The organism is Geomonas subterranea (genome assembly GCF_019063845.1).
GTDB lineage: Bacteria > Desulfobacterota > Desulfuromonadia > Geobacterales > Geobacteraceae > Geomonas > Geomonas subterranea.
In genome coordinates, this window is sequence record NZ_CP077683.1 from 911,019 (window position 1) to 925,897 (window position 14,879).

General features: G+C 61.7%; 12 protein-coding genes. 11 read left to right on the plus strand and 1 reads right to left on the minus strand.

What is annotated here, in order from left to right; genetic code table 11:
• Positions 1-48 precede the first annotated feature (48 nt).
• Positions 49-1,197, plus strand: coding sequence for a deoxyguanosinetriphosphate triphosphohydrolase (locus KP001_RS04000; protein WP_217288288.1), 1,149 nt, complete (start codon positions 49-51; stop codon positions 1,195-1,197).
• Positions 1,198-1,315: 118 nt separating this feature from the next.
• Positions 1,316-1,723, plus strand: coding sequence for a bacteriohemerythrin (locus tag KP001_RS04005; RefSeq protein ID WP_217288289.1), 408 nt, complete (start codon positions 1,316-1,318; stop codon positions 1,721-1,723).
• A gap of 162 nt (positions 1,724-1,885) precedes the next feature.
• Here the strand turns inward: KP001_RS04005 and yhbY are convergent, their stop codons facing one another.
• Entirely contained in the window at positions 1,886-2,182 is a 297-nt protein-coding gene (yhbY, locus tag KP001_RS04010) for a ribosome assembly RNA-binding protein YhbY (protein ID WP_217288290.1), read from the minus strand.
• Between the two features lie 488 nt (positions 2,183-2,670).
• On the opposite strand from yhbY, the gene pyrR reads away from it, so the two are divergent.
• The 9 genes from pyrR to recG all read left to right on the plus strand — a co-directional run bounded on the left by pyrR (position 2,671) and on the right by recG (position 14,874).
• Complete coding sequence (pyrR, locus tag KP001_RS04015; protein ID WP_216499051.1) at positions 2,671-3,204, plus strand: bifunctional pyr operon transcriptional regulator/uracil phosphoribosyltransferase PyrR; 534 nt, start codon at positions 2,671-2,673, stop codon at positions 3,202-3,204.
• A 218-nt stretch (positions 3,205-3,422) separates the two neighbouring features.
• Entirely contained in the window at positions 3,423-4,355 is a 933-nt protein-coding gene (locus KP001_RS04020; protein ID WP_217288291.1) for an aspartate carbamoyltransferase catalytic subunit, read from the plus strand.
• A gap of 162 nt (positions 4,356-4,517) precedes the next feature.
• Positions 4,518-5,792 carry a dihydroorotase gene (locus KP001_RS04025; RefSeq protein WP_217288292.1) on the plus strand — a complete coding sequence of 425 codons (1,275 nt, stop codon included), beginning with the start codon at positions 4,518-4,520 and terminating at the stop codon, positions 5,790-5,792.
• A 209-nt stretch (positions 5,793-6,001) separates the two neighbouring features.
• Positions 6,002-7,123 (plus strand): glutamine-hydrolyzing carbamoyl-phosphate synthase small subunit, encoded by a 1,122-nt coding sequence (gene carA / locus KP001_RS04030; RefSeq protein ID WP_217288293.1) that lies wholly within the window; start codon positions 6,002-6,004, stop codon positions 7,121-7,123.
• A 201-nt stretch (positions 7,124-7,324) separates the two neighbouring features.
• Complete coding sequence (locus KP001_RS04035) at positions 7,325-8,191, plus strand: radical SAM protein (RefSeq protein WP_217289545.1); 867 nt, start codon at positions 7,325-7,327, stop codon at positions 8,189-8,191.
• A gap of 229 nt (positions 8,192-8,420) precedes the next feature.
• The gene (gene carB, locus KP001_RS04040; protein WP_217288294.1) at positions 8,421-11,666 is read left to right on the plus strand and encodes a carbamoyl-phosphate synthase large subunit; all 3,246 of its coding nucleotides are present in this window, start codon (positions 8,421-8,423) and stop codon (positions 11,664-11,666) included.
• Positions 11,667-11,771: 105 nt separating this feature from the next.
• On the plus strand, positions 11,772-12,248 hold the full coding sequence (greA, locus tag KP001_RS04045) for a transcription elongation factor GreA (RefSeq protein ID WP_216499045.1): 477 nt from the start codon (positions 11,772-11,774) through the stop codon (positions 12,246-12,248).
• Positions 12,249-12,314: 66 nt separating this feature from the next.
• Positions 12,315-12,512, plus strand: coding sequence for a DUF1858 domain-containing protein (locus tag KP001_RS04050; RefSeq protein ID WP_217288295.1), 198 nt, complete (start codon positions 12,315-12,317; stop codon positions 12,510-12,512).
• 58 nt (positions 12,513-12,570) lie between these two features.
• Positions 12,571-14,874 carry an ATP-dependent DNA helicase RecG gene (recG, locus tag KP001_RS04055; protein WP_217288296.1) on the plus strand — a complete coding sequence of 768 codons (2,304 nt, stop codon included), beginning with the start codon at positions 12,571-12,573 and terminating at the stop codon, positions 14,872-14,874.
• The last annotated feature ends 5 nt before the right edge of the window (positions 14,875-14,879 follow it).

Sequence of the window (14,879 nt, forward strand, 5' to 3'; positions counted from 1 at the left end):
CGACCAGTATATAAATTACCTACTTTTAACTGACTGGCAGGGGGGCGGATGAAAGAAGGGAATGCCTTGGAGCGCAGCGATCTGGCCGGCTATGCCGCCACCAGCACCACATCCCGCGGGCGCAGATACCAGGAGGATTTCAGGGACAACCGTCCCGCCTTCGAACGTGATCGCGACCGCATCATTCACTGCGCCGCTTTCCGGCGCCTGGAGTACAAGACCCAGGTTTTCGTTAACCACGAGGGGGATTATTACCGCACCCGTCTCACGCACTCCCTGGAAGTCGCCCAGATAGGAAAGGGTATCGCGAGGCGGCTTGGCCTGAACGAGGAGTTGACCGAGGCCCTGGCCCTGGCCCACGACCTGGGGCACACCCCCTTCGGCCACACCGGCGAGGAGGTGCTCAACCGCCTGATGGAGGGGTGTGGCGGCTTCGAGCACAACCTGCAGTCGCTCAGGGTGGTGGACGAACTGGAGGAGCGCCATCCCGGTTACAACGGTCTCAACCTTTCGTGGGAGGTGCGCGAAGGGATAGCGAAACATTCCTCGCCCTACGATTCCCCCGCCCCCATCTTCGCCGAGTTTCTCCCCGGAACGGTTCCCACCATCGAAGCGCAGCTTATAAACTTTGCCGACGAGATCGCTTACAACAACCACGACATCGACGACGGCCTCAAGTCCGGCTACATCAACCTGAGCCAGCTCAAGAAGGTGGACCTTTGGAACGAGGTGCACGAGGGGATCGTGGCACGCTACCCCGACATCGACGTAGAGCGCGGCGTGTGCCAGACCGTGAGCGCCCTCATCGGCGTGCTGATCAACGACCTGGTGCAGACCACGGCGGAGAACCTCGCCAAGCTGAAGATAGAGACCCAGGAGGACCTCAGAAGGGTGAACGTCCCGGTGGTATGTTTCAGCCCCGCCATGACCGAGCGCAACGCCCAGTTAAAGCGCTTTCTGTTCCAGAACCTGTACCGCCACTACAAGGTCGAGAGGATGCGGGTCAAGGCCGAGCGCTATTTGGCCGAGTTGTTCGAGGTGTACCTTAAACACCCGACGCTGCTGCCCATGAAGCACCAGTTGAAGATGGAGCGCGAGGGACGTGAACGGGTGATCTGCGACTACATAGCAGGCATGACCGACCGGTTCGCACTGGACGAGTTCAAGAGGCTGTTCGAGCCGTACGAGAGGGTATAGCTGTAGCATTGGCCGCACCGCTTCTGTAAACAAAAATAGCGAATCCGCGACTTGATCCTTAGACAAAAGGTGTGATAATTACGCGCTCAGGGAAAACAATACTGTTGAGGTGAATGGGATGGCTTATTTTGAATGGAGTGATGCACTGAGCGTTAAGGTAAAGGAGATCGACGACCAGCACAAGAACCTGGTGGACATGCTGAATTCGCTGCACGAGGCGCACATGGCGCGGGCGGGGAAGGAGGCGCAGAAGGAAATCATCGCCTCTATGGTGAGCTATGTGGCCAGCCATTTCCGGATGGAAGAGGCCTACATGCAGAAGTACCAGTACCCCGAATTCCTGGCGCACAAAAGAGAGCACGATGAGTTCGCCGCCAAGGCCCTGGACCTGCAGAGCCGGGTCGACAACCAGGGGCTCATCTTCACCGCAGAGATCCTGGAATTCCTCAAACGCTGGCTGCAGGACCACATCATGGGAACCGATATGAAGTACTCGGCCCTGTTCAACGCGTCCGGCCTGCGCTAGGGCTGTTGCAAATAAAGCTGCCGGCAGATGATCTTCCGCTACTCCCTCTCCCAGGGGGAGAGGGGATGCGGCGTGTGTAGCGGGCGATCGTAACCGGCTGGAAACGTAAAAAGCCTCCCTGTGTGTCGGGGAGGCTTTTTACATGGTGGCGGGCTGATCGGGTTATTTTCCCTTGGGAAGCTCCAGCTTCGGCTCCTTGGCCTGCTTGTAGAGCAGCAGGGTGCGTCCCAGCACCTGCGCCAGTTCCGCCCCGCAGGCGGTGCAGAGCTCTTCGGCCACACTGTGGCGGTCCATGAGGCAGCTCTCCAGCACCTTCACCTTGATCAGCTCGTGGCTGGCCAGCGCCTCCACGGTCTCCTTGATCAGCGCCTCGCTGACGTCGCTCTTGCCTACCTGGATCACCGGCTTCAGGCCGTGGCCGAGCGCGCGGAGAAATCTTTTCTGCTTTCCTGTCAACATCACTTCTTCCTTTGTACCCATGCAGGCGTTCGGGATTCCGCCCGAGCCGTGCAATAAGTCTTCATTATTCCGAGAACGGTGCAGGCTTTATAGCATTTTGACCCGGGTATGGCAAGGACGGTGAGGGGGGGCGAGTTGAGGGCATGAGAGCCCACCGGGTGATACTGGGCTGGCATCGGTACCGCAGAGGGAAACACATGAAGCGGCCTTGCCTGATGATAAGCGAATCTTAATCGGATTGTGCCTGTTTCCGGCTTCGTTTTCCTTGACTCTGATAAGCCTCGATGCTACTTTGTACCAAATTTATCCGATGCCTTTTAAATTAGCCCCGTGAGGTTAGCAAAGGTGAAGCATAAAGCACTCTTTTACTATCTAAAGAAAGAGCCTTTTCGCCCATCTGCGCGGAAAGGCTCTTTTTAATTACGCGCCGCGGGCGCGGGGCGAAAACATTACACGACAGGCGCTTACGCCGATGACAGGGGGTTATTATGGCTGAAAACACTGTGATACTGGACGGCACCGGCGTTAAAAGGGCCCTGACCAGGATAGCCCACGAGGTGCTCGAGAAGAACAAGGGAGTCGAGGGGCTCGTGCTGGTCGGCATCAGGACCGGCGGAGTGCACCTGGCCCAGGAGCTGGGCGCCCGCCTGAGCGAGATCGAGGGGGTGGAGGTCCCGGTGGGGGCGGTGGACATCACCATGTACCGCGACGACATCAAGGGGCACCATGAGCACCTGCCGGTCGGCAAGACCGAGCTTCCTTTCTCCGTGGAAGGAAAAAAGGTGGTGCTGGTTGACGACGTCCTCTTCACCGGGCGCACCATCCGCGCCGCCATGGACGCCATTTTCGACCAGGGGCGTCCCTCCTGCATTCAGCTTGCCGTGCTGGTGGACCGCGGGCACCGCGATCTGCCCATCCGGGCGGACTTTGTAGGGCGCAACGTGCCGACCAGCCGCAGCGAGAACATCATGGTCGCCTTCGACGCGGACAACAAGCCGACGGAAGTCATCCTGCAGAAGTAGGGGCGAATAATCATTCGCCCTCACACCTCCGCCCTCATCCGCCCCTGCGGGGCACCTTCTCCCGGCGGGAGAAGGGGGATGTGAAGCCCTCGCCCTCCGGGAGAGGGTGGCCGAAGGCCGGGTGAGGGTAGATTTTTGAAGCACTTGCAATCTAGTCTGATCGTTTTCAACGCGCCACGTAACGGTGCGTGGCGCAAAACTAGTTTCTGGGGGGGACCATGGGTTTCAGGCACAAAGACATCATCGCCCTGAAGGATCTGACCAAGGAGGAGATCGAACTGCTCCTCGATACGGCGGACAATCTCAGCGAGATCAACCAGCGGGACATCAAGAAGGTGCCGACTCTGCGCGGCAAGACGGTGATCAACCTTTTCTACGAGGCTTCCACCAGGACCCGTACCTCCTTCGAGATTGCCGCCAAACGGTTATCCGCCGACGCCGTCAACATCACCGCGTCCACCAGTTCCGTGGTCAAGGGTGAGACCCTCTCCGACACCGCCGCCAATATCCTCGCCATGAAACCGGACATCATCGTGATGCGTCATTCGGTCTCCGGTGCCCACGAGTACCTCGCAAAGCGCGTCTCCTGCTCCGTGATCAACGCCGGCGACGGCGCGCACGAGCACCCCTCCCAGGGGCTTCTGGACATGCTCACCATGCGCCAGAAGTTCGGCAAGCTGGCCGGTTTGAAGGTCGCGATCGTCGGCGACATCACCCACAGCCGCGTGGCCCGATCCAACATCTACGGCCTCACCACCATGGGCGCGCAGGTCTTCCTGGCCGGCCCGCCGACCATGATGCCCCCCGGCATCGAGCGGCTGGGCAACGTGACTGTCTGCAAGGACATGCGCGAGGCGGTGGACCAGGCCGACGTGGTTATGATGCTCAGGATCCAGCTGGAGCGCCAGGGCAAGACCCTGCTCCCCAGCATGCGCGAATACTCCCGCTACTTCGGCCTCAACCCCGCAGTGCTCGCCCTGGCCAAGAAAGACGCCATCGTCATGCATCCCGGCCCGATCAACCGCGGCGTCGAGCTCGCCTCCAGCGTGGCCGACTGCGACCAATCCGCCATTATGAAGCAGGTCGAGAACGGCGTGGCGGTCAGGATGGCCATGCTGTATCACGTCTGCGGCGGAGAGCCGGTGGAGTAGAGGCCGTTTTAAGTTCTATGTTCTACGTTCTACGTGGGACATGGACGACGAACCTTTTACGAAATATCGAGAGGCTGTTCTCCGTGCTACCCTGCGCTCTAGGCCTTGGCTTTTAACGTAGACGTAGAACCTGGAACATAGAACTTGTTTTTGGAGGTTTGCATGAATCTTCTGATAAAAGGTGGGCGCGTGATCGATCCTTCGCAGGGGATCGACGAAACCATGGATGTGCTGATTGCCGACGGAGTGGTTCTTGAGCTGGGGCAGGGGATCGTGGCACCGGAGGGTACCCAGACCATCGACGCCTCCGGGCTCCTGGTCACCCCGGGCCTGATCGACATGCACGTGCACCTGCGCGATCCGGGCCTCGAGTACAAAGAGGACATCGCCACCGGCAGCCGCGCCGCTGCGGCAGGCGGCTTCACCTCGGTCGCCTGCATGCCCAATACTTCGCCGGTGATCGACAACAAGGCGGTTGCCTGCTACGTCGTCAACAAGGCCCAGAGCGAGGCACTGGTCAACGTGTTCCCGATCGGCTCCATCACCAAGGGGAGCAAGGGGGACAGCCTGGCCGAGATGGGCGACCTCAAAGAGGCCGGCTGCGTTGCGGTCTCCGACGACGGCAAGCCCGTGTGCAACTCCGAACTGATGCGCCGCGCCCTCGAGTACGCCAAGGGGATCGGCATCACCGTGATCTCGCACTCCGAGGATCTCGCCCTGGTGGGCGAGGGGGTGATGAACGAAGGGTTCGTCTCCACCGAGCTCGGGCTCAAGGGGATCCCCTGGGCTGCCGAAGATATCGCGGTAGCCCGCGAGGTCTACCTCGCCGAGTTCGCTGCGGCCCCTGTGCATATCGCCCACATCTCCACCGCCGGTTCCGCGCGCATCATCCGCAACGCGAAAGCCCGCGGCGTGAAAGTGACCTGCGAGACCGCACCGCACTACTTCACCCTGACCGACGACGCGGTGCGCGGCTACAACACCAACGCCAAGATGAACCCTCCCTTGAGAGGCGAGTCCGACGTGGCGGCCATGAAGGCAGCCCTCGCCGACGGCACCATCGACGCCATCGCCACCGACCATGCTCCGCACCACCCGGACGAGAAAGACGTCGAGTTCAACGCGGCGCTGAACGGCATCGTCGGCCTGGAAACTTCCCTGCCGCTCTCGCTGAAGCTGGTCGAGGACGGGGTGCTGGATCTTAAAGGGCTGGTTTCGGTGATGTCCTGCAACCCAGCGAAAATACTAGGACTCGATCGCGGCACCTTGAGGGTCGGCGCGGTCGGCGACGTCACCGTCATCGACCCGGCCAAGGAGTGGCAGGTCGAAGCGGCCAAGCTGGAGTCGAAGTCGAAGAACTCGCCGTTCCTGGGGTGGAAGATGAAAGGGAAGGCGGTGTACACGGTGGTCAAGGGACAGGTGGTGTACCAGGCATAGGGTAGTGGCGCGCTAGACGCTGTAGGGGCGAATAATCATTCGCCCAGCCACTGGTGCGTCATCAGCGCCCATCGCTAGTCCGTCAGAGATGCAAGAATAGGGGGGGCGAATGATTATTCGCCCCTACAGTTGCGGATGGACGACGTCGCATAGGTCGCAATATCGCGCTCACCGCGCGGCAGAAATATAACGGATTCGGGAGAAGATACATGAAAGCAGTGCTGGCTCTGGCGGACGGCCGGATTTTTAAAGGGAAGGCCTTCGGCGCAACGGGCGAAACCAGCGGCGAGGTGGTGTTCAACACCGCCATGTCGGGCTACCAGGAAGTGCTCACCGACCCCTCCTACAAGGGGCAGATGGTCACCATGACCTATACCCAGATCGGGAACACCGGGATTAACCCGGAGGATATCGAGAGCAACCAGCTCTACCTCTCCGGCTTCATCGTGCGCGAGTATCTCGACTGCTACTCCAACTACCGCGCCACCATGAGCCTGGACGCCTACCTGAAGGAGAACGGCGTCGTGGGGATCCAGGGGATCGACACCCGCGCCCTGACTAGGCACCTGCGCGACAAGGGGGCCCAGAACGGCATCATCTCCACCATCGACTTCGATCCGGAGAGCCTGGTGAAAAAGGCCCGCGCCATCCCGTCCATGAGCGGCCTTGACCTCGCCACCGGCGTCACCTGCTCCGCCCCCTACCACTGGACCCAGGGGCTGTGGGACCTGCAGACCGGCTACCCGGAAGTCGACAAGCGGGACCTGAAGTACAAGGTCGTCGCCTACGACTTCGGCATCAAGCTGAACATCCTGCGTTGCCTGGTCTCCGCCGGCTGCGACGTGACCGTGGTCCCGGCCACTTTCCCGGCCGAGTCCGCACTGGCCATGAACCCGGACGGCATCTTCCTCTCCAACGGCCCGGGCGACCCGGAGCCGATGAAGGAAGTGATCGAAAACATCAAGAAGTTCGTGGGCAAAAAGCCGATCTTCGGCATCTGCCTCGGTCACCAGCTCCTGGGACTCGCCCTGGGCGGCCGCACCATCAAGCTGAAGTTCGGCAACCACGGCTCCAACCTCCCGGTCATGGACATGTCCACCAGGAAGGTCGAGATCACCGCCCAGAACCACGGCTTCTCGGTCGATATCCTGTCGCTCTCCAACGTGGCCGGTCTCGCCCACGAGAACCTGAACGACCAGACTGTCGAGGGTATGGCGCACAAGACGCTCCCCATCTTCTCGGTGCAGCACCACCCCGAGGCGTCCCCCGGGCCGCATGACTCGCACTACCTGTTTGACAGGTTCGTGGAGATGATGGAGAAGCATAAATAATAGGCGGATCTTCCTCCTCCTCCCTTGCCAGGAGGGGGGGGTGGGTGAAGCCGCAAGCTGAGCAGGCTGTGGCATCTACCCCCACCCCCTAACCCCTCCCGCGAGGGGAGGGGAGACTGAAGAGTTGGTCGAAGGTGTTGATTGAAACGCACGACGTACCAGGGACTTTTTGAAAACGGCGAGCTGGCGCGGCGCATCAAGATGGCTTACGCCCGCCTCGCCGCCTGCGACCTCTGCCCCCATACCTGCGGTGTGAACCGCTTGAAAGGGGAGACGGGGCTGTGCGAAAGCGGCAAAGAGGTGCGTATCGCCTCCGCCAACGTGCACCGCGGCGAGGAGCCGCCCATCTCCGGCACGAAGGGCTCCGGCACCATCTTCCTGTCGGGATGCACCCTGAACTGCAAGTTCTGCCAGAACTTCCCGATCAGCCAGCTCAGAAACGGCACCGATCTTACTGTGGGGCAGTTGGCCGATAAGATGGTGGGGCTGCAGAAGAAGGGCGTGCACAACATAAATTTCGTCACGCCGACCCACTTCACGCCGCAGATCCTGGCCGCGCTTTACCTCGCCATCCGCAAGGGGTTCCGCATCCCCATCGTGTGGAACACGAGCGGTTACGAGAGCCTGGAGACCCTGGCCCTGCTGGACGGCGTGGTGGACATCTACCTGCCGGACATGAAGTACTGCTGCAACGAAGTGGCGCTAAAGCTATCCGGAGCCAAGGGTTACACCGAGGTGAACCGTCTCGCCCTTCCCGAGATGCTGAGGCAGGTGGGGCACCTGGAATGCGATGATAACGGCATCGCGGTGCGCGGCCTGATCGTGCGGCACCTGGTCCTGCCGGAAGGGCAGGCGGGGAGCCCGGAGACCCTGGCCTGGATCGCGGAGAACCTCGGGACGGAAACGCACATCGCTTTGATGAGTCAATATTTCCCGGCCCACGCCGCGGCGCAGACTCCGGGGATTGAAAGAAGGATCACCAGCGCGGAGTACGCCGAGGCGGTCGAGGCGCTGGAAGAGTTGGAGCTGGAAAACGGCTGGGTACAGGAAGAACCTTTGGGCGAATGATTATTCGCCCCTACAAAACCTGACCTGCAGACCAAGATGATTCACGTGAACGACCTCGGCACCTGTTTGGGGGAATAATCATTCGCCCCTACAAAACCTGAATTGTAAAGCAAAGATGATTCACATGAACGACCTCGGCACCCGTAGGGGCGAATAATCATTCGCCCGCCTTTAAAGATTCGCTTCCGACGGAACGTGTTTAATAAAGAGAGTAATGGAGTGATTTACAATGCCTAAACGCACAGACATCAAGAAGATACTCATCATCGGCGCGGGCCCGATCGTCATTGGCCAAGCGTGCGAGTTCGACTACTCCGGCACCCAGGCCTGCAAGGCTCTCAAGGAGGAGGGGTACCAGGTAGTCCTCCTGAACTCCAACCCGGCGACGATCATGACCGACCCGGACTTCGCCGACGCCACCTACATCGAGCCGGTGACCCCGGAGGTCCTAGCCAGGATCATCGAGAAGGAGCGCCCGGACGCGGTGCTCCCGACCCTGGGCGGCCAGACCGCGCTCAACACCGCGGTCGCGGTGGCCGAGAACGGCACCCTGGAGAAGTTCGGGGTGGAACTCATCGGCGCGAAGCTCCCGGCCATCAAGAAGGCCGAGGACCGCACCCTGTTCAAGGAGGCGATGGTGAGGATCGACCTCGACATCCCGAGGTCGGGTCTGGCGCACAACTACCAGGAGTCGATGGAGGTGATCAAGCACGTCGGCTTCCCTGCCATCATCCGCCCCTCCTTCACCCTGGGCGGCACCGGCGGCGGCATCGCCTACAACATGGAAGAGTACGAGCGCATGTCCATGGCGGGCATCGAGGCCTCCCCGACCGACGAGATCCTGGTCGAGGAGTCCCTGATCGGCTGGAAGGAGTACGAGCTCGAGGTCATGCGCGACACGGCCGACAACGTCGTGATCATCTGCTCCATCGAGAACTTCGACGCCATGGGCGTGCACACCGGCGACTCCATCACGGTGGCTCCGGCGCAGACGCTCACCGACAAGGAATACCAGATCCTGCGCGACGCCTCGCTCAAGATCATCCGCGAGATCGGCGTCGACACTGGCGGGTCCAACATCCAGTTCGGCATCAACCCGAAAAACGGCCGCCTCATCGTCATCGAGATGAACCCGCGCGTATCCCGCTCCTCGGCGCTCGCCTCCAAGGCGACCGGCTTCCCGATCGCTAAGATCGCCGCTAAGCTCGCCGTCGGCTACACCCTGGACGAGATCACCAACGACATCACCAAGGAGACCCCGGCCTGCTTCGAGCCGACCATCGACTACGTGGTGACCAAGATCCCGCGCTTCACCTTCGAGAAGTTCCCGGCGGCGGACGCGACCCTCACCACCCAGATGAAGTCGGTGGGCGAGGTCATGTCCATCGGCCGCACCTTCAAGGAGAGCTTCCAGAAGGCGCTCCGCTCCCTGGAGATCGGTTCCTGCGGCTTCGAGTCCCGCTTCTTCGGCGTGGGCGGCGACACCCGCCGGGCCCTCACCGAGAAGGAACGCAACCTCCTGCTGGACAAGCTCAGGACCCCCAACTGCGACCGCCTCTGGTACGTGGGCGACGCCTTCCGCTGCGGCATGACCGTGGACGAGATCTACGCCCTCACCGCCATCGATCCCTGGTTCCTGCACAACATCCGCCAGATCATCGAGATGGAGGAGTGCCTTAAAGAGGCCGACCTCAAGGCGGGCGGCGAGGTGTTGCGCGATACCCTCTGGGAGGCCAAGCGCTACGGCTTCTCGGACAAGTACCTGGCACAGCTCTGGAAGATCACCGAAGGTGAGGTGCGCGCGCTGCGTCTTTCCGTCGGCGTGAAGCCGGTGTTCAAGCGGGTCGACACCTGCGCCGCCGAGTTCGTGGCCCACACCCCGTACCTCTACTCGACCTACGAGGAGGAGTGCGAGGCGGAGCCGACCGACCGCAAGAAGATCATCATCCTGGGCGGCGGACCCAACCGCATCGGCCAGGGTATAGAGTTCGACTACTGCTGCGTGCACGGCGTCTTCGCCCTCTCCGATGACGGCTACGAGACCATCATGGTCAACTGCAACCCGGAGACCGTCTCCACCGACTACGACACCTCGGATCGTCTCTACTTCGAGCCGCTCACCCTCGAGGACGTGCTCAACATCGTGGACGTCGAGAAGCCGACCGGCGTCATCGTGCAGTTCGGCGGCCAGACCCCGCTCAAACTCGCCGTCGCCCTGGAGAAGGCGGGCGTTCCCATCATCGGCACCTCGCCGGACGCCATCGACCGCGCCGAGGACCGCGAGCGTTTCCAGGAGATGCTGCAGAAGCTGAACCTGCGCCAGCCCGAGAACGGCACCGCCCGCTCCTTCGAGGAGGCCGAGGCCGTCGCCGACCGCATCGGCTACCCCGTGGTGGTCCGCCCCTCGTACGTTCTGGGCGGCCGCGCCATGGAGATCGTGTACGACGTGGACAACCTGCGCCGTTACATGCACACCGCGGTGCAGGCTTCCCCGGAGCACCCGATCCTGATCGACAAGTTCCTGGACGAGGCCATCGAGATCGACGTGGACGCGCTGTGCGACGGCAGCATCGCCGTCATCGGCGGCATCATGGAGCACATCGAGGAGGCGGGCATCCACTCCGGCGACTCGGCCTGCTCCCTGCCGCCGTACTCCATCTCCCAGGAGATCGTGGAGGAGATCAGGCGCCAGACCAAGGTGATGGCGCTGGAGCTGAACGTTAAGGGGCTGATGAACGTTCAGTACGCCGTCAAGGACAACGACATCTACATCATCGAGGTGAACCCGCGCGCCTCGCGTACCTCGCCCTTCGTATCCAAGGCGACCGGCAGGCCGCTGGCGAAGATCGCGGCGCGCGTCATGGCCGGCAAGACCCTGACCGAGCTGGGGGTCACCGAGGAGATCATTCCCGAGCACATCTCGGTTAAGGAATCCGTCTTCCCCTTCGCCAAGTTCCCCGGTGTCGACACCATCCTCGGACCGGAGATGAAGTCGACCGGAGAGGTCATGGGCATCGGCGATACCTTCGCCAAGGCCTACGCGAAGGCCCAGATGGGTGCCAACGTGAAGCTGCCGACAACCGGTAAAGTCTTCATATCTGTGAAAGATTTGGACAAAAAACATATTGTCAGCGTGGCAAAAAGACTGTATGATCAGGGCTTCGAATTGGTCGCCACGCGCGGTACGGCGAGCTACCTGCAGGAAAAGGGAGTCCCCGTCCAGGTGATCAACAAGGTTCTCGAAGGGCGCCCCCACATCGTGGATGCGATCAAGAACAACGAGATCTGCATGGTGATCAACACCACACACGGTGCCCAGGCCGTGGCGGACTCCTACTCGATCCGCAGGAACACCCTGATCAACAACGTCGCCTACTACACGACGGCATCGGGGGCACGGGCCGCGGTCGATGGCATCATCGCCACGGCGCAGTCCAAGCTGGAAGTGAAGTCCATCCAGGAATATCTGAAGTAACCGACCGGGGAGCGCCGCACTAGGCGCTCCCTTTCCAAATCCAGCACATGCAGCACAGCGGGGGGCCTCCAGGCCCCCTATAAGTTCATCAAGGAGCAAAATACGATGTCTCAGACAGTTCCATTGACCAAGGAGAGTTACGAGGCCCTTCAGGAGGACCTCAAACGCCTGATTAAGGAAGAGCGCCCCAAGGTAATCCAGGATATCGCAGAGGCCAGGGCACACGGCGATCTCTCTGAAAATGCGGAGTACGATGCGGCCAAGAACCGTCAGGGTTTCATCGAAGGGCGCATACTGGAGCTGCAGGACAAACTGGCGCGGGCCTACGTGGTCGACCTGTCCAACCTGAAGCCGGACAAGGTGGTTTTCGGCGCCACGGTTACCGTGTACGACACCGCGACCGAGGAAGAGATCACCTACAAGATCGTCGGTGAGGACGAGGCCGACATCAAGCTGGGCAAGATCTCCTGCACCTCGCCGGTGGGCAAGGCGCTGATCGGGCACAAGCTGGATGACACCGTCCGCGTCAGCGTTCCCTCCGGGATGAAGGAATACGAGATCATCGAGATCCGCTACGAGTAGCAGCAGCACTAACCCGTTTCGCACCACAACCAACATGCGCGCCAGCGCGTGACCAGGAGGATTTACATGGCTCAGGTAACCAAGGACATGACTTTTGCCGCAGTGATGAGGATGCACCCGGACGTCGTCAAGGTGCTCGCTAAATACAACCTCGGCTGCATCGGCTGCATGGGTGCTCAGAACGAGTCCCTGGAGCAGGGGTGCGCCGCCCACGGCATCAACGTGGACGACATCGTCGCTGACCTCAACAAGATCTTCGCCTAACCACGACCGGCGCCCGGAGCCTGCTCCGGGCGCCTTTCTTTTTCTCCCTTTTTCTCCCATGCCGATCATAACGCTCGCGCCAGACGGGTCGCTCAGACTTCCGGAACAGCTCAGGGATGCCCTGAAGCTCGCTCCCGGCGATCAGGTCAGCGTGGAGATCGTCGAAGGCACTCTCCGCGTCACCAGGCACGTCCCTGCTAAACCCGTCAAATCCGTCAAGTCTGCAACAGCCGCCACCGTTTCCGTCCCCGAAGAACTGAAGACCCCGATGACCGCCATCAAGGGGGTGGGGCCCAAGCTCGCCGATCTTCTGGCGAAAAAGGGGATCGCCACGGTCGAGGATGCCCTCTACATCCTCCCCAACCGCTACGAGGACCGGCGCCAGTTGAAGCGGATCGTGGAACTGCGCCCCGGCAATTCCGAGGCCTTCTTCGCCACCGTGGTCTCCGCCGAGGCGCAGGTCACCAAGGGGGGGAGACGCTACTTCGAGGCTATCGTCCGTGACGAGACCGGCAGTCTGCCGCTCAAGTGGTTCAACTTCCATCCCAACTTCTTGAAGAAGCAGTTCACCCCGGGCAGGCGCGGTATCTTCATCGGCGACGTTTCCCAGTTCGGCTTCCAGCGCGAGATGCACCACCCCGAGGTGGAGTGGGCCGGTGAGGGGGAGGATGTCGAGCAGGTCATGGCGCGCGACCCGGAGAACTTCGGCCGGATCATTCCCGTTTATCCGCTTACCGAAGGGGTGAGCCAGAAGATCATGCGCCGCATCATGCGCGACGCCGTGCCCCGTTACAGCCGCTACGTGAAGGAGGCGCTCCCGGAGGATCTTTTACGCCGGCACCGCCTCCTGAGCCTCCCGGTGGCGCTCAGGGAAGCGCACCAGCCCGATCCTTCCACTTCCCTTGCCGATCTTAACAGCGGGCGCTCCGCGGCGCACCGCTCGCTCGCCTTCGACGAGCTGTTCTTCCTGCAGCTTGGGCTCGCCATGAAGAAGCGCGGCATCGCGCTCGAGGACGGCATCAGCTTCCAGGTGAGCCACCGCTACACCAAGGAACTTCTCAAGCTGCTCCCTTTCAGCCTGACCGGCGCGCAGAAGCGCGTGCTCTCCGAGATCAAGGAGGACATGATCGCGCCGCACCCGATGCACCGCCTGGTGCAGGGGGATGTCGGCTGCGGCAAGACGCTTGTCGCCCTCATGGCCGCCCTCATCTGCGTGGAGAACGACTACCAGGTCGCCATCATGGCGCCGACGGAGCTTTTGGCCGAGCAGCATTACCTCAACATCCATGGCTACTGCGAAAAGCTCGGCATCCCGGTCGCGCTTTTGACCGCCAGCATCAAGGGGAAGGGCGACACCCTGGAGAAAATAGCGTCCGGAGCGACCCGCATCGTGGTGGGTACTCACGCCATGATCCAGGACAAGGTCGAGTTCCACCGGCTGGGGCTGGGTATCATCGACGAGCAGCACCGCTTCGGCGTGGTGCAGCGCGCCCTCTTGAAGAAGAAGGGAGCGAATCCGGACATCCTGGTCATGACCGCGACTCCGATCCCGCGCACCCTTTCCATGACCGTTTTCGGCGACCTCTCCCTCTCCGTAATCGACGAGTTGCCGCCGGGACGGACGCCCATCGAGACGCGCATGGTGCGCGAGTCGCGCCGCCGCGAGGTCTACTCCCTGGTGCGCGAGGAGGTCGGGAAGGGGAGGCAGGCCTACGTGATCTACCCCCTCGTCGAGGAGTCCGAGAAGATAGACCTGAAGGCCGCCGTGCAGATGGCCGAGCACCTCGCCCAGGACGTCTTCCCGGACCTGCGTGTCGCCGTGCTGCACGGCAGGATGAGCGCCGCGGAGAAAGAAGCGGTGATGAAGGGATTCAAGGCGGGTGAGACCGATATCCTGGTGTCCACCACGGTCATCGAGGTCGGCATCGACGTCCCTAACGCCACGGTGATGGTGATCGAGCACGCGGAGCGCTTCGGGCTCTCGCAGTTGCACCAGTTGCGCGGCAGGGTAGGGCGCGGCAGCCAGCGCTCGCGCTGCATCCTGCTCGCGGGTGACAGGCTTTCCGAGGATGGCCAGAAGCGGCTGGAAGTGATGGTGAAGAGCTCGGACGGCTTCGTCATTGCCGAGGCGGACCTGCAGATCCGCGGGCCGGGCGACTTCCTGGGGACCAGGCAAGCGGGGCTTCCCGAGTTGCGCGTAGCAGACATCCTGCGCGACGGCGGCGTCCTGGAGCAGGCGCGCAAAGAGGCCTTTGCCCTGGTCGAAAAGGATCCCGAACTGGACCAGCCGGGACATGAACGGCTGCGTGGAGAGCTGATGCTGCGTTGGGGCGGAAGGCTTGAGCTCGCTTCGATCGGGTAAGCGAT